The organism is Nonomuraea mangrovi, assembly GCF_042681425.1.
In the GTDB taxonomy this organism is placed as follows: domain Bacteria; phylum Actinomycetota; class Actinomycetes; order Streptosporangiales; family Streptosporangiaceae; genus Nonomuraea; species Nonomuraea mangrovi.
The window spans coordinates 127,626-152,607 of record NZ_JBHUFV010000068.1 but is presented as its reverse complement, the minus strand read 5'-3'; the positions used below and the strand labels follow the sequence as shown (position 1 = coordinate 152,607).

26 protein-coding genes and 1 pseudogene are annotated in these 24,982 nt (G+C 69.4%); 16 read left to right on the top strand and 11 right to left on the bottom strand.

From position 1 onward, the window contains the following. Positions 1-107 precede the first annotated feature (107 nt). The 3 genes from ACFSKW_RS44465 (at position 108) to ACFSKW_RS44455 (ending at position 3,612) form a co-directional block, all read left to right on the top strand. Positions 108-1,337, top strand: coding sequence for an MFS transporter (locus ACFSKW_RS44465; RefSeq protein ID WP_379580640.1), 1,230 nt, complete (start codon positions 108-110; stop codon positions 1,335-1,337). Positions 1,338-1,382: 45 nt separating this feature from the next. Beyond that, entirely contained in the window at positions 1,383-1,820 is a 438-nt protein-coding gene (locus ACFSKW_RS44460) for a hypothetical protein (protein ID WP_379580639.1), read from the top strand. Positions 1,821-1,935: 115 nt separating this feature from the next. Further along, the gene (locus ACFSKW_RS44455) at positions 1,936-3,612 is read left to right on the top strand and encodes a sensor histidine kinase (protein ID WP_379580638.1); all 1,677 of its coding nucleotides are present in this window, start codon (positions 1,936-1,938) and stop codon (positions 3,610-3,612) included. 154 nt (positions 3,613-3,766) lie between these two features. Here ACFSKW_RS44455 and ACFSKW_RS44450 read toward each other — a convergent pair whose 3' ends face one another. Continuing rightward, positions 3,767-4,708, bottom strand: a complete 942-nt coding sequence (locus tag ACFSKW_RS44450; RefSeq protein ID WP_379580637.1) for an Acg family FMN-binding oxidoreductase — start codon at positions 4,706-4,708, stop codon at positions 3,767-3,769. A 446-nt stretch (positions 4,709-5,154) separates the two neighbouring features. Then, a complete protein-coding gene (locus tag ACFSKW_RS44445; RefSeq protein ID WP_379580636.1) occupies positions 5,155-5,787 on the bottom strand; it encodes a hypothetical protein in 633 nt (210 codons plus the stop codon). A gap of 131 nt (positions 5,788-5,918) precedes the next feature. Between ACFSKW_RS44445 and ACFSKW_RS44440 the strand changes: the two genes are divergently transcribed. Then, entirely contained in the window at positions 5,919-6,320 is a 402-nt protein-coding gene (locus tag ACFSKW_RS44440; RefSeq protein ID WP_379580635.1) for a transposase, read from the top strand. On the opposite strand, the gene ACFSKW_RS44435 is transcribed toward ACFSKW_RS44440, so the two are convergent. Together ACFSKW_RS44435 and ACFSKW_RS44430 are read right to left on the bottom strand one after the other, a co-directional pair. Continuing rightward, positions 6,279-6,827, bottom strand: coding sequence for a GNAT family N-acetyltransferase (locus tag ACFSKW_RS44435; RefSeq protein WP_379580634.1), 549 nt, complete (start codon positions 6,825-6,827; stop codon positions 6,279-6,281). The two genes, ACFSKW_RS44440 and ACFSKW_RS44435, sit on opposite strands and share 42 nt — an antisense overlap. A 197-nt stretch (positions 6,828-7,024) precedes the next feature. After that, positions 7,025-8,242 (bottom strand): barstar family protein, encoded by a 1,218-nt coding sequence (locus ACFSKW_RS44430; RefSeq protein WP_379580633.1) that lies wholly within the window; start codon positions 8,240-8,242, stop codon positions 7,025-7,027. Between the two features lie 293 nt (positions 8,243-8,535). Here ACFSKW_RS44430 and ACFSKW_RS44425 point away from each other — a divergent pair, with 293 nt between their 5' ends. Both ACFSKW_RS44425 and ACFSKW_RS44420 read left to right on the top strand, forming a co-directional pair. Continuing rightward, positions 8,536-8,868 (top strand): transposase, encoded by a 333-nt coding sequence (locus ACFSKW_RS44425; RefSeq protein WP_379580632.1) that lies wholly within the window; start codon positions 8,536-8,538, stop codon positions 8,866-8,868. Between the two features lie 318 nt (positions 8,869-9,186). Next, positions 9,187-10,353, top strand: a complete 1,167-nt coding sequence (locus ACFSKW_RS44420) for an erythromycin esterase family protein (RefSeq protein WP_379580631.1) — start codon at positions 9,187-9,189, stop codon at positions 10,351-10,353. A gap of 393 nt (positions 10,354-10,746) precedes the next feature. Here the strand turns inward: ACFSKW_RS44420 and ACFSKW_RS44415 are convergent, their stop codons facing one another. Continuing rightward, positions 10,747-11,079: a cupin domain-containing protein gene (locus tag ACFSKW_RS44415; RefSeq protein WP_379580630.1), complete on the bottom strand. Its 333-nt coding sequence runs from the start codon at positions 11,077-11,079 to the stop codon at positions 10,747-10,749. 11 nt (positions 11,080-11,090) lie between these two features. Between ACFSKW_RS44415 and ACFSKW_RS44410 the strand changes: the two are divergent. Further along, positions 11,091-11,363 (top strand): annotated as a pseudogene (locus ACFSKW_RS44410) (DJ-1/PfpI family protein); the annotation flags it as partial. Between the two features lie 151 nt (positions 11,364-11,514). On the opposite strand, the gene ACFSKW_RS44405 reads toward ACFSKW_RS44410, so the two are convergent. Further along, a complete protein-coding gene (locus tag ACFSKW_RS44405) occupies positions 11,515-12,114 on the bottom strand; it encodes a TetR/AcrR family transcriptional regulator (RefSeq protein WP_379580629.1) in 600 nt (199 codons plus the stop codon). A 186-nt stretch (positions 12,115-12,300) separates the two neighbouring features. Between ACFSKW_RS44405 and ACFSKW_RS44400 the strand changes: the two genes are divergently transcribed. Both ACFSKW_RS44400 and ACFSKW_RS44395 read left to right on the top strand, forming a co-directional pair. Next, complete coding sequence (locus ACFSKW_RS44400) at positions 12,301-13,023, top strand: SRPBCC family protein (protein ID WP_379580628.1); 723 nt, start codon at positions 12,301-12,303, stop codon at positions 13,021-13,023. Positions 13,024-13,186: 163 nt separating this feature from the next. Next, positions 13,187-13,573, top strand: a complete 387-nt coding sequence (locus tag ACFSKW_RS44395; RefSeq protein WP_379580627.1) for a hypothetical protein — start codon at positions 13,187-13,189, stop codon at positions 13,571-13,573. Between the two features lie 65 nt (positions 13,574-13,638). Here the strand turns inward: ACFSKW_RS44395 and ACFSKW_RS44390 are convergent, their stop codons facing one another. Next, the gene (locus ACFSKW_RS44390; protein ID WP_379580626.1) at positions 13,639-14,157 is read right to left on the bottom strand and encodes a TetR/AcrR family transcriptional regulator; all 519 of its coding nucleotides are present in this window, start codon (positions 14,155-14,157) and stop codon (positions 13,639-13,641) included. A gap of 136 nt (positions 14,158-14,293) precedes the next feature. Between ACFSKW_RS44390 and ACFSKW_RS44385 the strand changes: the two genes are divergently transcribed. From ACFSKW_RS44385 to ACFSKW_RS55035, 3 genes are all read left to right on the top strand, one after another. Next, positions 14,294-15,280 carry an alpha/beta hydrolase gene (locus ACFSKW_RS44385; protein WP_379580625.1) on the top strand — a complete coding sequence of 329 codons (987 nt, stop codon included), beginning with the start codon at positions 14,294-14,296 and terminating at the stop codon, positions 15,278-15,280. Between the two features lie 140 nt (positions 15,281-15,420). Beyond that, positions 15,421-15,729 carry a response regulator gene (locus tag ACFSKW_RS44380; protein WP_465264727.1) on the top strand — a complete coding sequence of 103 codons (309 nt, stop codon included), beginning with the start codon at positions 15,421-15,423 and terminating at the stop codon, positions 15,727-15,729. Beyond that, positions 15,689-15,841: a hypothetical protein gene (locus tag ACFSKW_RS55035; protein ID WP_431898558.1), complete on the top strand. Its 153-nt coding sequence runs from the start codon at positions 15,689-15,691 to the stop codon at positions 15,839-15,841. The genes ACFSKW_RS44380 and ACFSKW_RS55035 overlap by 41 nt, the downstream gene beginning before the upstream one ends. Positions 15,842-15,875: 34 nt before the next feature. Here the strand turns inward: ACFSKW_RS55035 and ACFSKW_RS44375 are convergent, their stop codons facing one another. Then, positions 15,876-18,458, bottom strand: a complete 2,583-nt coding sequence (locus ACFSKW_RS44375; RefSeq protein ID WP_379580624.1) for an ATP-dependent Clp protease ATP-binding subunit — start codon at positions 18,456-18,458, stop codon at positions 15,876-15,878. Positions 18,459-18,733: 275 nt separating this feature from the next. Between ACFSKW_RS44375 and ACFSKW_RS44370 the strand changes: the two genes are divergently transcribed. Beyond that, a complete protein-coding gene (locus tag ACFSKW_RS44370; protein WP_379580623.1) occupies positions 18,734-19,888 on the top strand; it encodes a VLRF1 family aeRF1-type release factor in 1,155 nt (384 codons plus the stop codon). Between the two features lie 73 nt (positions 19,889-19,961). Here the strand turns inward: ACFSKW_RS44370 and ACFSKW_RS44365 are convergent, their stop codons facing one another. Continuing rightward, positions 19,962-20,576 (bottom strand): TetR/AcrR family transcriptional regulator, encoded by a 615-nt coding sequence (locus ACFSKW_RS44365; RefSeq protein ID WP_379580622.1) that lies wholly within the window; start codon positions 20,574-20,576, stop codon positions 19,962-19,964. Positions 20,577-20,794: 218 nt separating this feature from the next. On the opposite strand from ACFSKW_RS44365, the gene ACFSKW_RS44360 reads away from it, so the two are divergent. Beyond that, entirely contained in the window at positions 20,795-21,145 is a 351-nt protein-coding gene (locus tag ACFSKW_RS44360; protein WP_379580620.1) for a nitroreductase family deazaflavin-dependent oxidoreductase, read from the top strand. Positions 21,146-21,491: 346 nt separating this feature from the next. On the opposite strand, the gene ACFSKW_RS44355 is transcribed toward ACFSKW_RS44360, so the two are convergent. Next, a complete protein-coding gene (locus tag ACFSKW_RS44355; protein WP_379580619.1) occupies positions 21,492-22,331 on the bottom strand; it encodes an NAD(P)H-binding protein in 840 nt (279 codons plus the stop codon). A 42-nt stretch (positions 22,332-22,373) separates the two neighbouring features. Beyond that, entirely contained in the window at positions 22,374-22,538 is a 165-nt protein-coding gene (locus tag ACFSKW_RS44350) for a hypothetical protein (protein WP_379580618.1), read from the bottom strand. Positions 22,539-22,833: 295 nt separating this feature from the next. On the opposite strand from ACFSKW_RS44350, the gene ACFSKW_RS44345 reads away from it, so the two are divergent. After that, complete coding sequence (locus ACFSKW_RS44345; RefSeq protein ID WP_379580617.1) at positions 22,834-23,742, top strand: RNA polymerase sigma-70 factor; 909 nt, start codon at positions 22,834-22,836, stop codon at positions 23,740-23,742. Between the two features lie 234 nt (positions 23,743-23,976). Continuing rightward, positions 23,977-24,951, top strand: coding sequence for a hypothetical protein (locus ACFSKW_RS44340; protein ID WP_379580616.1), 975 nt, complete (start codon positions 23,977-23,979; stop codon positions 24,949-24,951). Positions 24,952-24,982: the final 31 nt, after the last annotated feature.

Genomic DNA, 24,982 nt, shown 5'->3' with positions numbered 1-24,982 from the left:
TCCTCCACAGTGAGGACCTTGGTCAGTACCCCGGGCCGGGCCCCTGAGCTGGGATGTAAAAGACAGCACGCGTTGGTGCGTGATGACAGCGATGAGGAAGGATGGCGATGACCGACAAGAAGGACCCGTCCGCTTTCGGGGGCAGACCCGCGCTGATGCTCGGCTTGGCGACCCTCGGTTTCGCACTGAACTTCTGGGCCTGGGCGCTACTCAGCCCGCTGGGACCGCGATTCAAGGATCTGCTCGGCCTGTCGTCGGCCCAGCAAGCGCTGCTGGTCGCCGTCCCGGTGATCGTCGGCTCGCTGGGCCGCATCCCGGTAGGCGCGCTCACCGACCGCTTCGGCGGCCGGTCGATGTTCCCGCTGATCTCGGCTGCCACCATCGTGCCCGTCGTGTTCATCGGTGTAGCCGGACAGAGCTCGCTGCCGATGCTGCTGGTCGGCGGCTTCTTCCTGGGCATCGCAGGAACGGTGTTCGCCGTCGGCGTGCCGTTCGTCAGCGCCTGGTTCCCGCCGCACCGTCGTGGCCTGGCCATCGGCATCTTCGGCGCCGGCATGGGCGGCACCGCGATCAGCGCCCTGACCACGGTCAAGCTCGTCAAGGGCGGCGGCTCGGCCACCCCGTTCCTCATCACCGCGATCGCGCTGGCGCTGTACGCCGCAGTCGCCTGGCTGGTCATGCGCGACGCGCCAGGCCGCACCGTCGCGGCGCAACCGCTGCCAGGACGGCTCGCGGCCACCGCCAAACTGGCGATCACATGGCAGGCCTGCATCCTGTACGCGGTGGCCTTCGGCGGCTATGTCGCCTTCTCCGTCTACCTGCCGGCCTATCTGCAGACCGGGTACGGGCTCGAGCAGGCCGACGCCGCCAACCGGATGGCCGGGTTCGTCATCCTCGCGGTCATCATGCGGCCGATCGGGGGCTGGCTCTCCGACCGCATCGGGCCGATTCCCGTGCTGACCGGCGTGTTCGCCGTCGTCGCCGTCATGGCCGCGATCCAGGCCATCACACCCGGCCTGATGCCGATGGGCACGGTCGCCTTCCTGACCATGGCCGCCGCCCTCGGCGCAGGCAGTGGCGCCACCTTCGCCCTGGTCGCCCAGGTCGCCCCCGCCGACAAAGTCGGCGCGGTCACCGGGCTGGTCGGCGCGGCCGGCGGGCTGGGCGGGTTCGTACCACCGCTGCTGATGGGCTTCCTCTACGGCGAACTCGGCTCCTACGGCCTGGGCCTCGGCCTGCTGGCCGCCACCTCGGCGCTGACCGTGGTGCTGACGACGACGGTGGTCCGGCTGACAGCCTCGCGGCGCCTCGCCGTGGTGGCCAGCCCGGGCACGTGATGGGCTGTGTGCTGTGAACATGGTGCTCTCTCCAGGGAGTGAGCGATGACCTGGTGGTCGGTCGTCCGCTTCCTCCACGTGCTGTCCGCCGCGCTGTGGGTCGGCGGGCAGCTCACGGTTTCGCTGGTCGTGCTGCCTCTGGCCCGCCGCCTCCTGGATGAGCGGCAGCGGGCGGCCGTGCTGAGCGCGGTCGGCCGCCGTTTCGGACTCATCACCGCGGCGGTGTTCCTGCCCGTCCAGCTCGGCACCGGGGTGGCCCTCGCCTGGCGTAAGGGCGTCACCTGGGCCTCGCTCGCAGATCCCGGCTACGGCCGGATCCTGGCCGCCAAACTGCTGCTGTTCTGCGCCGTCATGGCCGCCGCCGGCCTGCACGGCTGGGCCAGCGGCGCGGCCCGACCCAGGCTCGCTCGCGCAATGGCGGTGACCGCACTCATGGGATCGCTCGGCGTCGTCCTGCTCGCCGCTGCTCTGCCCGCGACGTGAACCGCGGCTCAAGTCGCCGGCGTTCGCATCACGACGGCCTTGTGACGGACGCATGACGCCCTGCGGCAGCCCTGCGGGTGAGGTACCGAACTGCTCCAATGGGACACTGTGCGGCATGGGGAGCGAGCATCGTCCGTTGCTGCCGCAGATGCGGCTCGATGAGCTGCTGGCCGAGCTACAGGTGCGGCTGGACGCCGTGCTGGCCACCCGGGACCGGGTGCACGCACTGCTCGAGGCGGTCGTGTCGGTGGGCAGCGATCTGGACTTGGAGACGGTGCTGCGTCGCATCGTGGAGACCGCGACCACGCTGGTGGACGCCAGTTACGGAGCGTTGGGTGTGGTCGGGCAGGACAACACGCTGATTCAGTTCATCCCTGTGGGGTTGAGCGATGAGGAGATCGCCAAGGTCGAGCACTGGCCGCACGGGCTTGGTCTGCTCGGCTTGCTGATCAAAGACGCGCGGCCGCTCAGATTGGGCCGCATCTCCGATCACCCGGAGTCCTACGGCTTCCCACCTGGTCACCCGCCGATGGGCACCTTCCTGGGCGTGCCCATCCGGGTGCGCGAAGAGGTGTTCGGCAACCTCTATCTCACCGAGAAGCGCGGCGGCGGCGAGTTCGACGAAGAGGACGAGGCCGTGGTGATCGCGCTGGCCACCGCAGCCGGCGTCGCGGTGGAGAACGCGCGCCTGTACGAGGAGTCGCGGCGGCGCGAGACATGGCTACAGGCGTCCTCAGAGGTGACCACCACGTTGCTGTCCGGCGCGGACCCGCGCCAGGTGCTGACCGTGGTGGCCGAGCGTGCCCGGCAGATGAGCGATGCGGACCTGGCCCAGGTACTGCTGCCGGACCCGCGCGAGCAGTCGCTCACCGTGGCGGCCGTAGAGGGCGAAGGCGCCGAGGAACTGGCGGAGGCCCTCTTCGAGGTGTCGGCCACGCTCGCGGGCGAGGTGTTCGCCCAAGGCGAGCCGATGATCGTCCCGGATGCGGACGTGCCGTTGCGGCGGCTGGGTTACGGGCCTGAACTGATGGTGCCCCTGGGCGCCATGCCGAACGTGCGCGGGGTGCTGGCGCTGGCCAGATACAGCGGGCGGTTGCCGTTCAGCGACGCGGACCAGCAGATGCTGCATGCGTTCGCCGACCAGGCGGCGATCGCGTTGGAGTTGGCCGAGGCACGGCGGGACGCCGAGCGGCTCGGCCTGCTGGAAGATCGGGATCGGATCGCCAAGGACCTGCACGACGTCGTCATCCAGCGGCTGTTCGCCACCGCGATGACGTTGATGAGCACCGTCCGGCTGGTGGAGCAGCCGGAGGCGGCCAAGCGGGTGCATCACGCGATCGACGAACTCGACGAGACGATCCGGCAGATCCGCTCGACCATCTTCGCGCTGCAAGGGCCGCCTGAGGAAGCAGCGCCCAGCCTGCGAAGCAGGATCGTGGAGTTGGTGGAGGGCGCTGGGGCGCATCTGGGGTTCATGCCCGGCCTTCGCATGGAGGGACAGATCGACACGCTGGTGCCCGAGCCCGCCGCTGAGCACCTGCTGGCGGTGCTGCGCGAGGCGCTCTCGAACGTGGTGCGCCACTCGCATGCGAGCCAGGCCGACGTCGCCGTCGAGGTCGCCGGCGGCGAGCTGACCCTGACGGTCGCCGACAGGGGCGTCGGCGTGGGCGAGGTGAAACGCCGCAGCGGCCTGCGCAACATCGAAGACCGCGCCGCCCGGTTGGGCGGCACCGCAGAGCTGGAGACACCCCACGGCGGAGGGACGCGGCTGCGCTGGCACGTCCCCTTGTGAGCTCGGGATGATGAGCCGCGCGTCGTATCGTCTGACCCGATGATGACCGCCACTCTGAGGTCATGGTCGACCTCGGGACTTGGCCAGAGCCGACAGGTGGGTCAGACGATGAACGACGCGCGGCCGGAGTCGATCATGTGACGCGATCAGGGGCTCAGTCGAGGACTTCGGACAGCGGCCGGCGGACGCCGTGCGTCGAGTCGAACGTGAATCCGAGGCGCATGATCATCTGGGGGTACTCCCCCGAGCACACCTCCTCGCGCGCGAACTCGCGCAGGTGCGGCAGTTCCAGCGCCTGGGTGTGGAAGGCCGCGCTCAGGCCGAAGGCGCAGGCGTACAGCAGGACCCGCTGCAGCGCCTGGCCGGTCGCGATCCACTCCTCCTTCGAGTCCCGGCGCGTCGTCATGACCGCCACCACGCCGGTCGCCGTGGCCGTACTCTGATCGGCCTCGATCCCCCACGCGTAGTCGCGCTGGGGAAACCCGGTGTCAGCGGGCTCGCTCGGGTAGGCGTCGGCCGGCACCCCGTCCTTACGCGAACTGCCCGGAGCCCTCCCCCACCGGCGCACCTCGGCGTCCTCCGGCCGCGCCGCCTGAGCCGCCTGGGTGAGGGCGGCGAGCACCCGTACCGCCGCCTCGTCGCCGACGGGCATCAGTCTGCCGTTCTCGGCGGCCGCCTGCCGTACCAGGGCCTCGATCAGCTTGTCGGGAACGGGCAGGTTGGTGAATCCGGCGCGGTGCGTGCGCCTGCGCTCGATCTCACCGCCGAACAGGCGGGTGGTCTCGTCGGGTGTCACGACCTCGCCGAGGCGTACGGTCGCCAGCAGGTTCGGCCTGTCGGGGTCGGGCAGGATCCGGGTCACGGGCGCCCAGCCCTTACCGCGGAGCACGGTACGCACGTTGAACAGCGCGGCGCCGCAGCCGATCAGCATCTCCCTGCCCTCGGGGTCGCCCACTCGCAACTTGCGGTCGGCGTCGGCACGAACAGAGATCTCCTCGCCCGACACGGCGAACGTCCACGGCTGGCTGTTGTGCACGGACGGAGCCCAGGTCGCGGCCTCCAGCGCCGCGCGGATCGCCTCGGCCTGCATGGCCATCACCCCCATGGTGTCCACTCCAGCCCATCAGCCGGCGCGCTCCTCGGTCAGGGCCGAAAGTCCCAGGCCGTCAGGTCCTTAGCCTTCGACTGCTGTCGCCCATGGCCGGGAAGACTGCGCGCGAGAGCACCCGCTCAGCGGGTACATGTGCGCAGCGTGACGCCGGTCCGGGGCGATGGTGAGGGAAATCCGGGAACGTGCTTCCCGAAGATCGGGGAGATGCTCACGAACCCGCCATGCCAGAGCGGGCACCATGCCCATCACAGCAAGGCGCGGCCGGGCCGCTGCCGTGTCGCTTCTCACCGTAGTGTCCGCCCTCATCCTGGCGCTGCCGGCCAGCGCCTCCTCGGCGGACATTTCCACCTACACGCACGCCGACGACACCGGTGACTGGAACTCCAACGACAAGGGCGCCGCGGCCACCTGCCCCACCGGGACGCGCGTACTCAGCGGGGAGGTGGGCCGTAAGCGTTCGAGGCGAACGAGTCCAGTTCGTCTGCTCGCCGGAGGTCCTTGGGGCGGCCTATGGCGCGGCGCATCCCGATCAGGTCTTCTCGAGAGACATAGCGAACCTCCAGGCCGCCAGGGCCGACCGCGGTGATCGCGCGGTCGAGGAGCTCTCGGACGTGAAGGTCACCCCAGGGGAGCGCCGGGGTGCAGCAGTCGCCGCCGGCTCCGGGCGAGGTGAACTGCACTTTGGGGCGGAGGAAGGAAGCCGCGTGAGTCGCCAAGGGTTCACCCTGTTCGTCGGCGAGCTGGGCGTTGACGGAGGTGAACGCGTCCGCCAGGGCCGGGGCGTGAGCCGGGACGCCATCCCAGAGCAGGTCCAGATCGCCGGTCAACTCGGTGGATCCATGCATGATGCCGGCGACCTGCCCGATCACTACGACTCGGACGCCGTTGCGGTGGAGGGCTTCGAGCAGGGGGAACGGGTCGAACCCGAGGGCATCGTCCGTGCCGATCGTGCCGACGTCGTCGTCGGCGTCCTGATGGCCCAGACCGGTGATCGCCCGGTTTCGGGCCAGCTCACGAGCGCGTCGGGCGGCAGAGCGGAGTCGCTCCAGCGGTTCGTCGATCATCTGATCAATGCAACACCTGCCCGCACTCTTGCCGCACTCGAATTTCTTACGATCATCGAAGGGTATGAAGACAGCTCCTCCGCCGATCACTGGCCGCGCTCCCGTCACCACGCGTTGCCGACGGGCGGATCGTGCTGGCCGCCGACGTCAGTCCATGGCTGCGGCCGGACGCCGCGACCAGCCCGGACCGGTCGTTCTGTCACGCCTACGGTCGCAGTGAGAAGACCAAGCATCAGATGATCCCCGGCTGGCCGTACTCCATCGTCGCCGCCCTGGAGACCGGCCGCACCCCCTGGACCACTCTGCTGGACGCCGTCCGGCTGGAGCCAGGCGCCGACCTCGCGCAGGTCAGCGCCGCCCGGCTCCTTCCGCGAGGAGTTCGACTACAAACGCCCGGCTCATCACCGCAAAGGCGCCGAACCCCGCCACGCCACCCGGCCAGCTACACCTGCCCACAGCCCGGCATGTTCACGAAGTCCCGAACGCGAAGATCAGAGGTAGGCCTTCGAGGCCGGCTTCCAGTCCTGGGCTAGGAGCCCGAGCAGCACCTGGTCCAGGAACTCGCCCATCACCCAGGCCGAGGAGCGCAGCACGCCCTCGCGGACGAAACCGTTGCGCTCGGCGGAGCGCAGCATCGCGGCGTTGTCCGACAGCGTCTCGATCTGCAGCCGCTGCAGGCCGCGCACGACGAAACCGTAGTTGCACAGCACCGCGACCACATCGGTGCCGTAGCCCTTGCCGCGGGCCGACGGCAGCAGCCCCAGCCCGATGTGCGCGGACCGGTTGTGGTTGTCGATGCCCCACAGCGTCGCGGTGCCGACCAGCGTGCCACCGTCCAGCTCCACGACCGAGAACGGGACGTGCCCTTGCTCCTTGTCGTCCACCACGAGCCGCGGATCCTTCGAGCCGGGTGTGATCGGCCGCCACGGCCGGCCTTCGGCCCGCGAGGCGTTGACCACGTCGTCGTAGAGCTCGGCCAGCAAGATCGGGATGTCGTCCTCGTGCCGGGCCCTGAGCCCGACCTTGTTACCTCTTAGCACGCAAGGTTCCTATCCGACCGGGCTGTCCAGTGGCAACTCAAGCCCATCCCGACTGGTGCTCTCTACCGAGCTCGCAGACAGACACGCCATGCCCCATTCGCCGCAATCCGCTATGCGGTGATACATCATCCGAGCCGTCGGATGCGGTAGTGGTGGCGCCATGCCGGTCCGCCAGACGAGAGGCGAGCGGTGATGGGTCAGCGGAACTCGACCTCGACCTTGCGCTCGGAGAAGATCTTCAGGAGGTCGTCCAGTGCGATGCTCGGCCCCCAGTCGCGCAGGCGGTGCGCTGGCCGGTCATACCCTGCGACGAGGTGGCGGCGGGCCACGTCGGAGTGGTGCCAGATCAGCTGGAATGGACGGGCGGCACCCCATCCGCCGCCGAGGCAGTCGTGCAGAGCGTCGAGGTTCCAGCCGAAGTAGCCGCCTGGACCGTTGACCGCCTCTCCGATGGCGCAGTAGAAGGCGTCGATGTCGGTGACGAAACGGCCGTCGAGGTGGTATGTGGTTCCAGCTGATTTGTCCGGCAGTCCGCCCTGAAGACAGTGACGACTGACCGCCAATCCGAGCCATTCGCGCTGTAGCAGCCGGTCGTAGTGTGCCCACAGGCCGGGTTCGGCCGGGCCGCCGTCGTACCACATCTGGAAGATCTCGCGGGCGGCGCTCGGCGTCGGCTCCTCGATCCCGCCGTCGAGGGTGATGTCCAGCAGGCCGTCGCCCAATCTCGACGGTCGGGCGGAGACAACGGTGGCCGACAGCAGCGCGACCTGTCCGGCGATCCGGCCGTCGTGTTGAAGGGTCATGATGGACGCCGTGATCTTGCGTCCCTCGATGCTTTTCAGCAGCGGCGGCGCTTCGGGGCGAAAGCCGATCAGGGTCACCGGCCGGATGGACGGGGAGGGCCGCTCGCGGAAGACTCCGGCCACGTCCAGGCACTCGCCGAGAGTCGCGTCATCGAGCGCGGCCAGGCGGAACCCTGTCACGTCCGGTTTCTCTTCCGGGAGCCCGTATTCCGGAAGCAGCCGGACATATCCTCTCAGGTCGAGGTCCACCATGCCTTCTCGTGCTGCCGACGGGCGCCGGCCGACCACGGTGACATCGATGAGCTCCTCCACGCAGGTGCACCCGCGCTCGTCCCACAGGCACCCGGCAGGCCGCTTCCGGTGGACGGGAAACAGGGCGACGCTGGGCAACCACGCCCGGCGGGTACCCAGATGCCCCAGCGCGTCCCGCAACGGCCCCGCCGGGTCGCAGCCGAGCAGGGTGAACGTCTCGGGCGGAGGGATGGGCTCGGGGTCGACGAAGAGCCCGTCGATGTCGTGACACACGCCCACGGTGACGTCGGGCTCACCGACCTCACCGGTGTACTCGTCCAGCAGCAGCCACCGCGCGCCCGGCACAGCACGAGTTTTCATCGCGACTGACTCTAACCGCTGATCTTCTCCTTCGCCCCGGCCGGCATGGTGATCTTTCACGCATAGCGGGCTGTGACGGTGGGGCCACGTCTATTCGCCAGACGGCGGCGGCCACCGGCTCATCGTCGAGGTGTGAAAGCTCGAGGAGAGGCGGTGGCCGTGACCTTCATGCCGGCACATGCTCTGCCCGATGAGGGCAGGCCATCCGGCGATAGCGGCGGCAGCGCTGTGCGGGCTACGCTCGTCAGCTTCCGAACCGAGTGGTTCGCCTGCCTGACCCGTCGCCGCAGGAGTTGTTCGAGCTGACCGACGCGGTGCTGAGCGCGGATGGACCGGTCAAGACCCTGGTCGGGCCGGCGCTGGCCCCGGAGGCATCGGCGCGGCACGGCGCGTTGTACGACGGGTTGGATCACGGTCGCATCGACATGGCGCGGCTGCGGATGCCCCTGGCCACGTCGCCACTGCCGCGGGCCGCTGACGGGCGGCCGGCGCTGGCGGTCAGCGGCTGCATGACGGGGATCTGCCGATTCATCGTCGCCGACGCCGGTTACGACCTGCGCTGGTTGCCTTCCTGCTGGCTGAGCTGCCCGTCGGGGTGCTGGGCAGGGTGCGCTCCGATCGGGTGATGTGCCGTTCGGCGCCCTCGCGCGAGGAGTTCTTCCTAGCCAACTCCGAGGGAGGCCGGCCGCCCAAACGCGGCGGCGAGTTCGTCCCCGCACTCGCCGCAGTCCACACGACCGCGGAGCCACAGTGGCACGAGCTCCTGGCCCGTGCCCACCATGCCGGATGGGATGCCTTCACCAGCCTGCCTCTGCGGCTTCGCCTACACGCGGATCCGGATCCGCCGACCTCATGGATGCATCGTCGATTGAAGGTTCATCACGGTGGCGGCGGGGCGTTTCGCGAAAAGTTTCTACCGAAAGTTCAACGATACCGTTGAAGTCATGGATATCAAGGACACAGCCCGTGCGCTCGACGGCGCGGGCGTCTCGGCGTTCCTGCGGTCGCTGCCCGCCAAGCCCCTGCTGCTCGGCCTGGGCGAGGCCAGGCACTTCGTCGGGGAGCTGGGCGAGTTGCGCAACGAGATCTTCCGGCATCTGGTCGAGCACGAGGGCTACCGGTCGTTCGCCATCGAGAGCGACTGTCTCATGGGCCTCGTGGTGGACGACTACATCACGACGGGCACGGGCACGCTCGATGACGTCATGGAACGCGGCTTCAGCCACAACTTCGGCGCCTCACCGGCCAACCGCGACCTCGTACGCTGGATGCGGGCGTACAACGAGGAGCATGACGAAAAGCTCCGGTTCTTCGGGTTCGACGGCCCTCTGGAGTATTGGGCGGCGAGCCCGCGCCAGGCGCTCACCGCCCTCTACGACCTCCTCGACGGCCCGCTCCCCCGCACCGTGGTAACCAGGGAAACCCTCGACACGCTGCTGGGTCCGGACGATCGGTGGGCGAACGAGGCCTCGGCCATGGATCCGTCCCAGTCGATCGGCCAGTCCGCCGACGCCCAGCGGCTGCGGCTGATCGCCGACGACCTGGTGGCGCTGCTCGACACGCAGGCGCCGCAGCTGAGCGCGGAGGACAGGGAGCGGGCGGCACTGTACGGGCGCACCGCCACCGGCCTGCTCCGCTACCACTACTGGATGGCCGACGCGTCCCCGGCACGGTGGGCCCGGCTGTCGAGCCTGCGGGACGCGATGATGGCCGCCAATCTGCTTGCCGTCGCCGAGCACGGCCCGACCCTGGTCTTCGCGCACAACCTCCACCTGCAGCGGAACAAGAGCTTCATGCGGCTCGGCGACCAGCTGCTGGAGTGGTGGGGCGCGGGAGCGATCATCGGTACGCACCTGGGCGACCGATACGCCTTCCTGGCCTCGGCCCTCGGCACGGTCGGCACCGACGTCCCGGGCCCGGACACCGTGGAGGGCACCCTGTCCGCACTTCCCTGGGACCACTCACTCGTCGACGCCCGCCACCTGGCCGAAACCGTCACTCAGCCGAGCTCGCGCGTCCCGCAGGACCACGCCTACATCCCGCTGGACCCGGCCCACCTCGACGTGATCGACGGCATCGTCTTCCTCAAGGAGGCTGTCAACCGGGATTGACAGCGCATGGCTGTCGGCCTGGCCTGACAGCCATGCGCGCCTGGCTGGTCACCGGCCTGCTGCCGGTGGCCTTCGCCGGGTGCTCAAGGCGCTCTGGGGGCCGATCCCGGTGGGGTCTGGGCATCACCCGCCTCGAACGGCGCGGCCAGGGAATCTGGTCACCGGCGTGCACCTGGGAGCCGCCGCCACCGGCATGATGGCCCGCTACGAAGGTGACGTGAACGATCCCGCGACGTGGCCCGCGCCACGCTCGACGGCGCGGAAGCGGGCGCGATCAAGGTTGTCCAGATGACTGGAGCGGCTATGTCAAGGCGTCCCTGACCGGCGACTCGAGCCTGTTGTGGCAGGCCCCCTGAGCCTCCAGCAGGGAGGCGCCACACAACCGTGGGTGATCTAGCCTTCCGGGTAGAACAGGAACAGCGTGCAGCCCGTCGTGGTCTGCGGGACGTGCGAGGAACCTGCGGGGGCGTGGATGAAGGAGCCGGCCGGGTAGTCCCGGTCGCCGTCGTTGAAGACGCCAGAGATCACGAAGACCTCCTCGGGACCCGGCTCGTGGACGTCGACCCCCTGCCAACAGGTGTTCGCGTCCATCTCCAGCACATAGGCCTTCGCCCCATTGCCCCCGGTCCACAGCGGGCGCGCACGGATGCCGGGGAACAGTTCGCGGACCGGGGCATCCTGGACAGCGGACCACACATAGTCAGGCGTGTTCTGTTCTGTCGTCATGGGGCCAGCGGGACGCGCTCGACCGGGCGGACACCGTGGTCATCCCGGGCTGGCTGCCCGCCAAGCAACCACCCTCACCTGCGGTCGTACGGGCACTGCGCCGCGCGCACTCCCAAGGAGCGCGGGTGGTCAGCATCTGCTCCGGCGCCTTCGCGCTGGCGCACGCCGGTCTGCTGGACGGACGACGGGCGACCACCCACTGGGCGCTGGCGGACGGGCTCGCCGCGCGCTTCCCGCACGTCCGGGTCGACCCGGACGTGCTGTACGTGGACCACGGTGACGTAGCACGGGCAGATGCAGTTAGCGGATCGCCACAGCCCGGGAGGGGTACGGGCTGTGGGCGGCTGTCGTGGGATGGGAACGTCAACACGCTCCCATCCCGGTCTCGAATGAGAAGAAGCGGGCCCGGCATCCCGGCTGTGACCGACGACGTGGTCACTGTGCCAGTAGGTCGTTCAGCTCGTCGGCGATCAACAGGTTGGGGTCGAACTTCATTCCGGTGAAGTGGCCGGCGAGTTCGAGTGAGAGTACGCCATGCAGGCGGGTCCAGAAGGACAGGGCGCGATGCAGGGTCGCGGCTTCCGCCGGGTGGTCGTTCGCCCATTCGCGGTGGTTTTCCAGGTGGGCGTCGAACGGCGTCGCCGGCCTGTCTACCGCCTGCGCGCGACAGGCTTCGAGCAGCACCGTCATGACCTCGAACGAGATCGCGGTGATGTCGTCGGGTGCGTGGTAGCCAGGCACGGGCGTGCCGTAGATGAGGAAGTACCGCTGCGGGTCGCTCCGGGCCCATTCCCGGATGACGTGGGCCAGTCCGGCCAGGTCGGCACCGGAGTCGAACGCCGCCCGGACGGTATCGGCGAGGCTTCGGTAGGCGTCGCGGATGAGCGCGGTGATCAACTCGTCGCGACTGGCGAAGTACCGGTAGAGGGCAGGGCCGCTCATGCCCATCTGTTTGGCGATCGCGTTGAGAGACAGCGCGGGCACTCCCGCCGCGGCGATTTGCTCCCACGCGTGCCGCTTGATCTCCGCGTGCACCTGAGCCCGGTAGCGCTCCCGTGGGCTCTGCCCTCCTGGGTCCGTCATCAGCCGCTCCTTCCTGGTCCGCGCGACAACGTCGAAGTCTAGTTAGAGCTTCTCACTTTTGCTATTGACGCTGAAGCCCACGGCGTTATAGCTTCTAACTATAGCGAGAGATACTAACAAGCAAAGAGGAGAACAGCCATGATCGACACCAACGCGTCCGCATCGCCCACCCCGCGGACCCCCACCAGCACCCCACGATCCCCCCGCCGGCGAGCTCGGCTGCGCTCCGCTCTGCTCGCGATCCCGCTGGTCGCCCCCGGGCTCCTCGGCGGCATCGCCGCCGCACCGGCCCATGCCGCAAGCCCCAGCCCGAGCGCCACGTCCGGCCACGCCACTCCTCCGAATTCGCTGACCTGCCGGGGCAAGGGCATCGATCCCACTGCCAAGCTCCACCACCGGGCCGAGACCTTCGTCAAGGCGCCACTGAGCACCATCTGGAATCTGCACACCGACGTGGAAGGCTGGCCGTCCTGGCAGGCACCCGTCACCAGCATGAAGCGACTGGACCCGGGACCGTTGCGGAAGGGTTCGCGGTTCCGGTGGACCACACCGGCGCCCGCCACACCCATGACCCCCGCCACCACCCTCGTCATCACCTCCTCCGTCCAGCAGGTCAAGCACAACCAGTGCATCCGTTGGACCGGGCCCGCGATCGGCAAGGGACTGCGCATCGACCAGGGCATCCACGTCTGGAACTTCATCAAGGTCAAGGGCGGCGTCCTCGTCCGCACAGAGGAGAGCTGGACCGGCGACCAGATCGAGGCCGACCCGGCCACCTCCATCACCTACCTCGCACCAGGTCTCGACGCCTGGCTGGCCGACCTCAAAGCCGCCGCCGAAACCCGCTCCCGCCACCACTGAGCCAACCGTCGTCGCCCCGGCCCTTGCCGCCGACGTCCACCGCGGGTACATCCGCCCCGCCGAACAGCGAGGCGGCGGCCGCGGCCGCCGCCTTTCCCCATACCCGGCAGCTGATTCGCACGGCGAGCAGCTCCTCCCCCACCGAGAGACCTGGGAGAAGACGATGACCATCACCATCCCGCAACGCGACCGCACGAACCGCACCGCCAACCGCACCTCGCTGCCTGTCCTCATCGCGGCCTGGGCCGTCCCGGTCCTCGTCCTTGGCCAGTTCGCGCTGATCGCCGGCATTCCCGTCGCCGTCGTGGTGATCGGCACTCTGCGCGACCCCCGCTTGCGCGCACTCCGCTGGTGGGCCGGCGCCCTCACCGCGGTCTACGCCGTCCCGCTGGCGCTCTGGGTATTCGGGCCGACCAGCGCGCCGAGCCTGTCGAAGTTCATGAGCCCCGCCGCTACCGCGCTCTTCGTGGCGACCGGCGTCGCTGTCGCCATCGCGCACCACGTCCTGCGCAGGCGCTCCGGAGCACCGGCGCACGAACAGGCCGTCTGAACCCGCCCGGGAAGGGGCCGGCCGCCTCGTCTCCGCCGGAGCCGATCGCCGGTTCGACAGCAGGTCTAGGCCGGCCCTGCACTGTCGGCGAAGTACAGCAGAACCATCTCGATCAGCGCGGCGACGTCGCCGTCGACCATCGGTTCGCCGGTCATGCCCATGCGGTGGAGCAGGGTTGCGACGACGACGTCGATGAAGAACAGGACCCGGTTCTCCGGCTCGTCGAGCGCGTCCTGGAGTGCGAGCCGGTACGGGTCCTGCAAGCGCGTGGACAGGACTTCGCGCAGGGCCGGATCGCTGACGGCGTCGCTGAACACGCCTGCGAACGCGTCGCCTACCCCGGGCTCGCTGATCTTCGCCGCGATCCAGCGGATGGCCGAGGACATGAGCTCGGCTCGACTGGCGCCCTCCAGCGGCACCGGGCCGAACGCGTCAAGGAGGCAGTCCACGATCAGCGCGCCCTTCGACGGCCAGCGACGGTAGATCGTCGTCTTCGCGACCCCGGCCGCGGCGGCGATGCGGTCGACGGTGGCACGCGCGTAGCCGAGTTCGTGGACCGTGCTCAGTGTCGCGGCGAAGACCACGGCGTTGACGCCGGAGCGCGGGCGACCGGGCGGTCTGGCGGATGTGGTCGCTCGGGTCATGCCCACACGATAACGGATTGCGCTACTGTTGGTATCGATGCTTTCGGTAGCGAAACTCGTGGGCTGAGGAGGACATATGAGCGAGGTCACCGGTACGGAGCGGCCGCCGCTGGGCATCCGGTTGCTGCACGCCCTGGGAAAGCAGCCGGACTGGTCGGCGATGACGGCCGAGGAACTGGTCGCCTACCGCGACGCGGAGAACCGCAAGCGAGCGTCCCGCGCGGCGAGGGTGATCACCGGAATTCCGGATCGTGGCGCCGCGATCCAGTGGCAGGAGGTGGCGCTGCCCGGCCGCAGGCTCCCGGTCCGGGTGTACCGGCCCTCATCCGGACCCGGCGGCGGGCAAGGCGACCTGCCGCTCGTGCTCCACGTGCACGGAGGCGGGTTCGTGGGCACGGCGGTGCAGAGCGACTGGGTGAACAGCCATCTCGCCGTGCGACTGCCCGCGATCGTCGTCTCGGTCGAGCACCGCCTCCTCGCCCCGGGGACTCCGCTGTCGGCGGCCGTCGACGACGGCTGGGACGTACTCGGGCAGGTGGTGCGGCACGCCGCGCAGTGGGGAATCGACCCGACACGGACCGCCGTCTTCGGTGAGAGCACCGGCGCGATGATCACCGCCATGGCCGCTATCCGGGCCAAGGAGTCCGGCCTGCTCCTGCGGGCGCAGGTGCTGGTCAACCCCGCTGTCGACCTGACCTCGACAGCGTTCGACCACGCCTCGATCACCCAGTACGCCGACAGCCCGACTCTCACCCTGACGCAGATGCGGCTGCTCCAGCGGCTCGCCGTTCCGCCGGGAACGGATCCCCGTGCGGTGTCGCCGCTGTATGCCGACGATCTGAGCGGGCTGGCTCCAGCGCTCGTGGTGGTGCCCACCCTCGACCCGCTGGCGGATCACGGCCGCGGCTACGCCGAACGGCTGCGGGCGGCAGGGACGCCCGCGCGGCTCACCGAACATCCCGGAGCGACGCACGCGTTCCTCAGCATGCCGGGCGTGGTGCCGCAGGCGAAGGCCGCGCGGGCGGAGATCGTCGAGTTCCTCCGAGAATCCTTCGCCGGGTGACGGGTTCCGGCCCGCCGGTTCCTGTTCCACATCGTCGCCCCCATGCCCGGCGAGCGCACCGCAGCCCGAACCTGGGCTGCGGTCGCCAGGCCGGCCGCGCATCACGCGGTGCTCGAGGTCGCCGCGCTGCTCGACCTGCCATGCGCATCGTTGTAGCCGAAGACCTCTACCTGCTGCGTGATGGGATGGTCCGCCTCCTCCAGGCGTACGGACACGAGGTGGTGGCGACGGCGACCACCGGACCGGAGACGCTGGACGCGCTGCTGAGGTGGCGGCCGGATGTGTCCGTCGTCGACGTCCGCATGCCGCCGACCCAGTCGGATGAGGGCCTGCGGGCGGCTCTCGCCGCCCGCAGCGAGGTTCCCGGACTGCCGATCTTGGTCCTTTCTCAGCACGTCGAACAGCTGTATGCCCGCGAGCTCCTGGCCGACGGCTCCGGTCCTCAGTGAGAGCGCCATCAGCAAGTACACCACCTCCTTGTTCGGCAAACTCGGCATCACCGATGACGACAACAACAACCGCCGCGTCCTCGCCGTCCTCACCTACCTGAACAAGTCCTGATGCGCGTCTCGGCCCCAGAGACGGAACAGATCGCTCAATCGGTGCTCTCGAACTTCTCCGCCGGCACGTCCTGAACCCGGGCCTCTGCTTCCGGCGTGGTGGCCCTCAGGGTGAGCCGCTCCCCCGCGGCCGCCGTACGAGAAGCATCAGAGGGACGTGACGTGTCGACGGTGACGGTTCCGCCCTCGCCGACCTCGCCGGTCAGCACCATGGTCGAGAGCCGGTTGTCGAGCTCTCTTTGCACGGTACGGCGTAGCGGCCGGGCCCCGAACTCCGGCTGGTAGCCCTTCTCGGCCAGCCAGTCCTTGGCCGCGTCGGTGACCTTCAGCGCGATGTCCTGGCTGCGCAGCCGCTGGCGGGTCTTCTCCAGCAGCAGGTCGACGATCTGGCGCAGCTGTCCCTTCTCCAGCCGCTTGAAGACGATGGTCTCGTCGATGCGATTGAGCAGTTCGGGCCGCAGCGAGTGGCGCAGCAGGTCCATGAGCTGGTCCTGCAGCTCGGTGGAGTCGGGGTCGGCGTTCAGGATGAGCTGGGCGCCGATGTTGCTGGTCATGATGACGATCGTGTTGGTGAAGTCGACGGTGCGGCCCTGCCCGTCGGTCAGGCGGCCGTCGTCGAGCATCTGGAGCAGGATGTTCATCACGTCGGGGTGGGCCTTCTCGATCTCGTCGAGCAGCACGACCCCGTGCGGGCGGCGGCGCACCGCCTCCGTCAGCTGACCCGCCTCCTCGTAGCCGACGTATCCGGGCGGAGCGCCGATCAGCCGCGCGACTGTGTGGCGCTCCTGGAACTCGCTCATGTCGATGCGGACCATGTGGTCCTCACCGCCGAACAGCGCCCCGGCCAGGGCCCGGGCCAGCTCGGTCTTGCCCACGCCGGTGGGCCCGAGGAACAGGAAGCTGCCGATGGGCCGGTTCGGGTCGGACAGCCCGGCCCTGGCCCTGCGCACCGCCTCGGCGATGGCCACCACGGCCTCGTCTTGGCCGATGACCCGCCGGTGCAGGTGCTCCTCCAGTCGCATGAGGCGGTCGCGCTCCTGCTCGGTGAGCTGGGTGACCGGGATCCCGGTGCGGCGCGAGACCACCTCGGCGATGTCGGCCACCGCCACCTTGGGCGCGTCCGCGTCGTGGCCACGGCGGGCGCTCTCCAGCTCGGGGCGGAGCTTGTCGATCTCCTTGGTCAGCTGCTTGGCCCGGTCGAAGTCGTCGGAGGAGACGGCCTGGTCCTTCTCGCGGTGCAGGCTGTCGAGACGGTCCTCGAGCTCGCGCACGTCGGCGGCGGGCGTCCGGGCGCGCAGCCGTACTCTGGCGGCGGCCTGGTCCATCAGGTCGATGGCCTTGTCCGGCAGGAACCGGTCGGCGATGTACCTGGCCGACAGGGTCGCGGCGGCGTCGAGTGCCTCGTCGGTGATGCGCACCTGGTGGTGGGCCTCGTAGGCGTCGCGGAGTCCTGCGAGGATCTCGACGGTCTGAGCGACAGTGGGCTCGGGCACCAGGATCGGCTGGAAGCGGCGTTCGAGCGCGGCGTCCTTCTCGATGTTCTTGCGGTACTCGTCGATGGTGGTGGCCGCGATGACATGCAGCTCGCCGCGGGCGAGGGCGGGTTTGAGGATGTTGGCGGCGTCCATGCCGCCCTCTGCCGAGCCCGCGCCGACCAGGGTGTGCACCTCGTCGATGAAGACGATGGTCTCGTCGGCGTGCGCGCGGACCTCGTCGATGACCTTCTTGATCCGCTCCTCGAACTCGCCGCGGTATTTCGAGCCCGCGACCATGCCGGTCAGGTCGAGCGCGATGACGCGGCGGTCCTTGAGCGTGTCGGGCACGCTGCCGTTGACGATGCGCTGGGCGATGCCCTCGACGATGGCGGTCTTGCCGACGCCGGGTTCGCCGATGAGCACCGGGTTGTTCTTGGTGCGGCGTGAGAGCACCTCGATGGCCTGCTCGATCTCGTCCTCGCGGCCGACGACCGGGTCGATGTCGCCCTGCCTGGCCTCCTCGGTCAGGTCACGGCCGTACTCGTCGAGTGCGGGAGTCTCTGCCCTGCCCCTGGTGACTCCGTCGGCGCGGCGGCCGCGCTGGGCGGCTCCGGCGGCGATCGCCTGTTGCAGCTCATTGGCCGAGATCCCCTGTTCGGCGAGCAGCCTGGCGGCGCTGGAGTCGGGGTTGGCGGCCAGCGCGAGCAGCAGGTGCTCGGGGCCGATATAGCTGGACTCGAGGGCGCGCGACAGCCGCTGGGCGTCCAGTATCGCCCGCTTGGCTGCCGGCGACAGCGTGGTCGGCGGTTCGCCAGGCCGGCTCTTGGGGAAGAGGGCGTCGATCCGGTCATGCAGGCGGGAGACGTCCACGCCCACCGTCTGCAGGAGCCCGCGGGTGGGCTCGTTCCGGGTGGCGGCATCGAGGAGGTCGAGCACGTCGAGGTCGGCCGCGCCTCGGCCGGCGGCGATCTCCAGGCCGTCGGTGAGGAGTTCGCGACCGGACTCGCTCAGCAGCTTGCCCACGTCGACCCGATGGACGCTCGGGCGCGACGGCGGCCAGGGGTCCATGCCGCCGAACACTCGGCCGGTGAGCTCTTCGAAGCCTCGGAACGGATCACTGCCGAAGAACGACATGTTCGACATCGCCTTAGTCCCCTTTCTGGCGCTATAGGGCCTTTGTCCCCAGGGACTCAAAGGGAAAGTCGGGTGATGGTAAAACCCGATAAAGGAGGGCGCCCTTGCGCTGCGGAACGCTGACCCGACAGGAAGGAGCCGACTCGGAGCTTCTCTTCTGAGGGCCGGGAGCGAGAGGGATGTGGGGTTGGTCAAGGAGGGGAAAACATCCGTTGATGGTGTGATTTGCGGCATTCGAGGGTCCCTAGAGTCGGAATGGATCCCGACGCAAGGAGAGGACCGCCGTGGTATTCGACCAGACCTTCCTCCGCGAGCTCGTGTCCATGAAGGACGAGGTGGGCGTCGTGTCGTTGTACACGACCGCCGACCCGAGGGAAGAGCCGTCGACCAGGCCCGCCTGGGGCATTCGTCTGCGCAACGAGCTCAGCGCCATGCGCGATCGAGTCGCCTCCTGGCCGGACAGGGATCGGCGCGCCGCCGTACTCTCCCGGCTGGAGGAGTTGGAGCCGGACATCCGCGAGCTGGTCGACGCCGCGGCGACGGGGATCGGGCGGGCGCTGTTCGCCGCCGTGACCGGCGGGGAGGTACGCAAGATCTCGCTCCAGGTGCCCATCCAGGACAGCGCGGTGCTGGAGTCGACGGCATACGTGCGACCGCTCGTCACCGCGATGGCCACCAGCGCGCCCGCCGGGCTCGTGCTGGTCTCGCGTGACGGGGTGCGCCTCATCGACTACAGGTTCGGCGTGGCAGAGGACGTCGCCCGGACCGCCTTCGACCTGGACACCGAGAACTGGCGTCAGATGCGCGGCCCCGGTCCAGGCGGAACGACGCAGACGGACTCCACGCAAGTCGACAGGTACCAGCGGCGGATCGACGATCATCTCAGGCGGTTCCTGCAAGGGGTCGCGCCCGAGGTGAGCCATCGAGCCACGGCGCTGTCGTGGACGGACGTGCTGCTGATCGGCGACGCGGCCCTTACCGAGATCCTCGCCTCAGCGCTTCATCCGATGAAGGTCGTGCAGGTGGACACAATTGTGGACGCGCTGCCGGCGCCGGAGGTGGCCGAGCACGTGGCCGCGGAGCTGGTCGCGACCCGCGAACGACGGGACGCGGCACTGGTCGCTCGAGTGCAGGATGAGGCGCTGTCCGGCGGGAAGGGCGTGCTCGGGCTCAACCAGACGCTCTCCCTGCTGAACGATGGCCGGGTGGACCATCTCCTCCTCGACGAGAACGGCCGCTGGAGCGGCACACGCGGGGCCGACGGCTACCTCTACTTCGACCAGACCCCGCAGTCCATGGCCGTGGAACACGAGCCCGATCTCGGCGAACGCATGATCGAGGCCGCCCTGGACAGCAGCGCCCTCGTCACCGTCCTGGGCGCGGAAGCCGCCCAGCCGCTGGCTCCACACAACGGTGTCGCCGCCCTGCTCCGCTGGTAACGCCGCGACGTCCCGCGAGGCTCACGCGCTGCGGGCCCGGCTATGGCCCTCAAGCGTGACGGTGTCGGGCGCTCTACCTCCGGCGAGCTTCGAGGGCATCCAGGATCAGGTCCAGACCGTAGCCGAACTCGCTCGTGTGGTCGTAGCCCGGCCGCAGGGCGTGGTCGACGATCATCTCTGTGAGGTACGGCAACTCCTCCGCCGGCAGGCGCTCGAGGATGCTGCCTGCCACGTCCTCGACGTCGTCCGGTGTCGTCATCGGCAGGTTCGCCTCCTGGAGGACGAACCCGGCGATGTAGCTGTCGATGAGCGAGACGGCGTGCGCGGCCATCGGCAGTGTGAACCCCGCCTTCCGGAGGACGCCGAGGACGGCGTCGTGGTGGCGTAGCGTCGCCGGTCCCGGGTCGCGACGGGAGTCCATGAGGCTGAGAGCCCAGCTGTGCTGCGACAGGACCGCACGCGCGGAGAAAGCGCGCGCACGGATCGCGTCGCGCCAATCGTCACACTCGGCACTGGGCAGTTTGATCGCCGCGAACACCATGTCGACCACGCCGTCGAGGATGGCGTCCTTGTTCGGTAGGTGGTGGTAGAGCGACATCGCCTCGACGCCCAGTTCCTGCGCCACGCGTCGCATCGTGATCGCCTCCACGCCGCCGCGATCCGCGACCCGGATCGCGGCTTCCAGCACGCGACCTCTGCTGAGCGGTTGTGGTGGTGACACGACGGCTCCCGGAGGTATGGACGAGTTGACAACCTTACAAGCGTAAGCCAGCCTTACATGCGTAAGCCGCCTTACTAGTGTAAGTCCCCCCGGGGCTCGCATCAGCTGGGGGCTCGGTGAAACGACGCGCCCCACCGGGGCGGGAGAAGGGGATCCCGATGCCGATGCCGAGGTGGTGGGGACACGTGAACAAGAGGGTGTTCAACCCCCGCGCGATCGCGGGCGGGGCATGGCCGGTGCTGATTCACGTCGGTCGCATGTCTGGCGCGACGTACCGCACGCCGCTCGACGCGCATCCTGTCGACGGCGGCTACCTGTTCGTTCTGGTGTACGGATCACGCTCGGACTGGGTGCAGAACGTCCTGGCAGCCGACGGTGCGCGGCTCCGGGTCGGCGGGAAGGAGATGGAACTCGCCGCACCACGCCTCGTCGGAGAGGACGAGGCGTTCCGGATCCTCCCCGATGAGGTGGCACGCCCACCGAGGCTGCTGCGCATCACCGAGTTCCTGCGTATGGACCTGGTACGGATGCCGTGACAAACATGTCATGAGTCGGCGGCCGCGGGACGGCGGGCCGGGACGGGGCGCCGTTCGGACAGGATAAGCGCGGTGGGTGCCGGGGTTGGCCGTGCGCGGGGTGGCCAGGAAGGCGTCGGCGGCTGCGGCGAGCGTGACATGCCCACCGCGCGCAGAGCGGCGGCGGCAGGCAGTTGGCGTCAGCACCGGCCCCGCCGCCCCAACGTGGCGCGCCCGGTCGGCCGCCTCAGCGTCATCCGGAGATGGCCTGTGGCACAGGGCCGGCCCGGCCTCGCGCTCGCCCACCTGGCGGCGAAGCCTGCGGCGGCCCTCGCGTCCCCGGCCGCCGGCAGGTGCCGCCTATCCGTCAGGCCGACGCCGCGCCGAAGGCGTCGGCGTGGTCGGCGACCCACTGCGCGTAGGTGAGGGGCGGTCGGCCGGTGACCTGTTCGACCGTCGGCAGGACCTCCGCGGTCTTGCCGACTCTTGCGGTGAGCGCGTCGACGTAATCGTCGATCCCCGGGGCGGGCATGCCGAGGCGGGCCATCTCGTCCCGGAACCAGTCCTCGGACTGCTCCTCCCACCGCAACGGCCGCCCGATGGTCTCCGCGATGACGCGCAGGCGGTCGATCTGGGTCAGCGACTGCGGTCCTGTCACCGAGTACCCCTCGCCGGCACGCCCATCGAGGAGGCTGCGGACGGCGACCGCGGCGATGTCGCGCGGGTCGACCGGAGCCGTCGCGGCGTTGCCGTACCGCCCGCGTACGACACCGCCGTCGATGATCTGGGGCGCCCAGGTCAGGTCGTTGGTCGTGAGCGCGTCGGGCCGCACGAAGGTCCACGGCAACCCGGACGCTTCGACGGATCGTTCGAGCCGCAGGTGCACGTCGCCGACCCAGCTGGGCGTGGACCACGTGACGGACACCGAGGACAGCATCACGACATGCCGCAGGCCGGCTCGCTTGGCCGCGTCGAGGAATCCGTCGACCCCCTGGAGAACGGGGAACAGGAAGGCCCGCTCGACGCCGGACAGTGCCCCCGGCAGTGCTTCCGACTGTGTCAGGTCGCCGGTCACGACTTCGACCTGGTCGGGGAACGCATGGCCGCTGGGGTTGCGGGTCATGACGCGGACCTTCTCACCCTCCTCCAGGAGTTGGCGGACGACGTGGGAACCGACGTTTCCGGTGGCACCGGTTACCAGGATCATGATTGAGATCTCCTTGGTTTCTTTCATTCATGTGAGCCGAGGTCAGTCGGTGACGATCTCGTCACTCGACCGGTCGCCCGGTGAATTCGAGGTCGGCCGTGAGTTCCACGAGGCGTGCCGGCTCCGGGTCGGGCGCGACAGGGCGGCCTCGACGAAGTCGCGGCCCAGGCCGCGGGTCGAACCGGTGACGAACCAGACCTTGCCCATGATGTCTTCCGTTCTTTGTGCGGCGGGGCGGGTGCTCGGCGGTCACCACGCAACGGGCCAAGGCGATCACTCGCGGAGTCGTGTGCCGCGCGGATCGTTCGCGCGGCGTCCTGACGGCAATGAGGCGCCGGCGCCCCGAACTTTGTGACAGCGCCGTCATGTGACGTACGCCACCGATCATGAGGTGTCACACAGCGGTGCGGGCCGGCGTCTTGTGCGTTGAGCAGGAGTTGAAGGTGAACAGGAGCCAGGTATGAACGAGCTCAGGAATGCAACGACGGGCACAACTGAGCCGATGGCTGGTGACGGCCGGATGGACTGCGCCACCGAGGCGACCGAGACATTCCTCGCCCACCGGAACCTGCTGTTCACCGTCGCCTACGAGATGCTCGGCTCGGCGGCCGACGCCGAGGACGTCCTGCAGGAAACCTGGCTGCGCTGGGTCAAGGTCGACGTGGAGCAGGTGCGCGACCAGCGCGCCTACCTGGTCCGGATCACCACCCGGCGCTCGCTCGACCGGCTGCGCACCATGAAACGCCGCAAGGAGGCCTACGTCGGCCCCTGGCTGCCCGAGCCGCTGCTCACCACGCCGGACGTGGCCGAGGACGTCGAACTCGCCGAGAGCGTGTCGATGGCGCTGATGCTCGTGCTGGAGACGTTGTCGCCGACCGAGCGCGCCGTCTTCGTGCTGCGCGAGGTCTTCGACGTCGGCTACGACGAGATCGCGGCCGCCGTCGGCAAGACCCCGGCGACCGTGCGCCAGATCGCCCACCGCGCCCGCCGGCACGTCGATGCCCGCCGCCCTCGCGAGACGGTCTCCCCAGGTCAGGCCCGGGCGGCTGTTGAGTCCTTCCAGCGCGCGCTCGAAACCAGGGACCTGCAGGGTCTCCTTGATGTGCTCGCCCCTGAGGTCGTGCTGGTGAGCGACGGCGGCGGCGTCAAGCAGGCCGCGCCGCGGCCGATCATCGGCGCCGACAGGGTGGCCCGCATGATCGTCAGCGGGCTCGGCAAGGCACAAGTCGCGCTCACCGGCGAGCCCACTGTGGTCAACGGCAACCCCGCGCTCGTTCTCCGCGTGGACGGCGAGATCGACGGCGTCATAGCAGCCCGTGTCGAGGACGCCCGCATCACCGGCCTCTACTACGTCCGCAACCCGCAGAAGCTGACCCGCATCGCATCCGAGACCCCCCTCACGCTGAAGTGATCCTTCGGCCGCCGCGCCGTGATCACGACATCGCCCGAGCGCGGAGCGTACCGAGCGAAGGCATCCGCTCATCGGCACAAGAGCGTGCCGGCCCGCTCCGTCACCACGTAAGCACGCAAACGTTCCCTTCGAGGAGTAGACATGGCCGTTCAGGCCTCAATGGCAGCCGACACACCACCGTCACCCTGGTCGACGGTGGCGAGGGCAGTCATCCTGCTCACGGCGATCACCGGTGTGCTGCTCACCGCCTTCGCCTGGCCGTCGGTGCGCTCATCGGTACACGATGTGCCGATCGCCGTCGCCGGGCCGGCCGCCGCAGTCAAGGAGGTCAGCGCCGCCCTCGGCAAACGTCTGCCGGGCGGCTTCGAGACCACCGAGGTAGCCGACACCGCGGCCGCCGAACGGTTGATCCGCGACCGGGAGGTGTACGGGGCGATCGACGTCAGCTCCGGCGCCCCGCAGGTCATCATCGCCTCCGCCGCCAGCGGAGCGATCGCCCAGACCCTGCACGGCGTCGCGACCGCGCTCAGTCAGGCGCAGGCACAGACCGCCGGCGCCGCAGTCGCGATCCGCGACCTCGCCGCCCTACCAGCCGACGACACGCGCGGCGCCGGCCTGGCCGCCGGAGCCCTTCCCCTGGTCATGGCCGGCCTGCTCGCTGCGCTACTGCTGACCAGACTCGTCCGCGGCACCGCCCGCCGAGTCACAGGAGCACTCGCCTTCGCCATCACCGGCGGCCTGGCCGCGGCAGCGATCCTGCAGTTCTGGCTCGGCTCGCTCAACGGCACTTACTGGGCCAACAGCAGCGCCATCGCCCTGACCATCGCAGCCACCTCCCTGAGCATCCTCGGGCTGGAGGCACTGCTCGGGTCCGTCGGCTTAGGTCTCGGCGCCGTCGCCATGATGCTCATCGGCAACCCCCTGTCAGGCATTTCGACCGCACCCGAGATGCTGCCCGGCTGGTCCGGCACACTCGGCCAGCTGCTGCCACCGGGAGCGGGTGGCCAGTTGTTGCGCTCCACCGCCTTCTTCGAAGGTCACGGCGGCACCCGCCCCACTGTCGTCCTGGTGATCTGGCTCGCGCTCGGTCTCCTGCTGTGCCTGGCCAGCACCCTGCGCGCACGCCGTGCCGCCACTGTCACGGCAGGACTTTCTGAAGACGGCCGCATCACCGGGCTCGCCTACGCATCCGCAACCCGGAAAAGCTGACGGCCGACCCCAGCCTGCGCAGGACGGTCCG

What these genes read in the sequence shown, in the direction of transcription:
- ACFSKW_RS44375 (WP_379580624.1), bottom strand. Translation starts at nt 18,458, where the DNA reads ATGTCGAACATGTCGTTCTTCGGCAGTGATCCGTTCCGAGGCTTCGAA.
- ACFSKW_RS44430 (WP_379580633.1), bottom strand. Translation starts at nt 8,242, where the DNA reads ATGAAAACTCGTGCTGTGCCGGGCGCGCGGTGGCTGCTGCTGGACGAG.
- ACFSKW_RS44445 (WP_379580636.1), bottom strand. Translation starts at nt 5,787, where the DNA reads ATGATCGACGAACCGCTGGAGCGACTCCGCTCTGCCGCCCGACGCGCT.
- ACFSKW_RS44400 (WP_379580628.1), top strand. Translation starts at nt 12,301, where the DNA reads ATGATCGACACCAACGCGTCCGCATCGCCCACCCCGCGGACCCCCACC.
- ACFSKW_RS44420 (WP_379580631.1), top strand. Translation starts at nt 9,187, where the DNA reads ATGGATATCAAGGACACAGCCCGTGCGCTCGACGGCGCGGGCGTCTCG.
- ACFSKW_RS44415 (WP_379580630.1), bottom strand. Translation starts at nt 11,079, where the DNA reads ATGACGACAGAACAGAACACGCCTGACTATGTGTGGTCCGCTGTCCAG.
- ACFSKW_RS44455 (WP_379580638.1), top strand. Translation starts at nt 1,936, where the DNA reads ATGGGGAGCGAGCATCGTCCGTTGCTGCCGCAGATGCGGCTCGATGAG.
- ACFSKW_RS44450 (WP_379580637.1), bottom strand. Translation starts at nt 4,708, where the DNA reads ATGGCCATGCAGGCCGAGGCGATCCGCGCGGCGCTGGAGGCCGCGACC.
- ACFSKW_RS44460 (WP_379580639.1), top strand. Translation starts at nt 1,383, where the DNA reads ATGACCTGGTGGTCGGTCGTCCGCTTCCTCCACGTGCTGTCCGCCGCG.
- ACFSKW_RS44350 (WP_379580618.1), bottom strand. Translation starts at nt 22,538, where the DNA reads ATGGGCAAGGTCTGGTTCGTCACCGGTTCGACCCGCGGCCTGGGCCGC.
- ACFSKW_RS44385 (WP_379580625.1), top strand. Translation starts at nt 14,294, where the DNA reads ATGAGCGAGGTCACCGGTACGGAGCGGCCGCCGCTGGGCATCCGGTTG.
- ACFSKW_RS44465 (WP_379580640.1), top strand. Translation starts at nt 108, where the DNA reads ATGACCGACAAGAAGGACCCGTCCGCTTTCGGGGGCAGACCCGCGCTG.
- ACFSKW_RS44345 (WP_379580617.1), top strand. Translation starts at nt 22,834, where the DNA reads ATGGCTGGTGACGGCCGGATGGACTGCGCCACCGAGGCGACCGAGACA.
- ACFSKW_RS55035 (WP_431898558.1), top strand. Translation starts at nt 15,689, where the DNA reads ATGCCCGCGAGCTCCTGGCCGACGGCTCCGGTCCTCAGTGAGAGCGCC.
- ACFSKW_RS44355 (WP_379580619.1), bottom strand. Translation starts at nt 22,331, where the DNA reads ATGATCCTGGTAACCGGTGCCACCGGAAACGTCGGTTCCCACGTCGTC.
- ACFSKW_RS44395 (WP_379580627.1), top strand. Translation starts at nt 13,187, where the DNA reads ATGACCATCACCATCCCGCAACGCGACCGCACGAACCGCACCGCCAAC.
- ACFSKW_RS44380 (WP_465264727.1), top strand. Translation starts at nt 15,421, where the DNA reads ATGCGCATCGTTGTAGCCGAAGACCTCTACCTGCTGCGTGATGGGATG.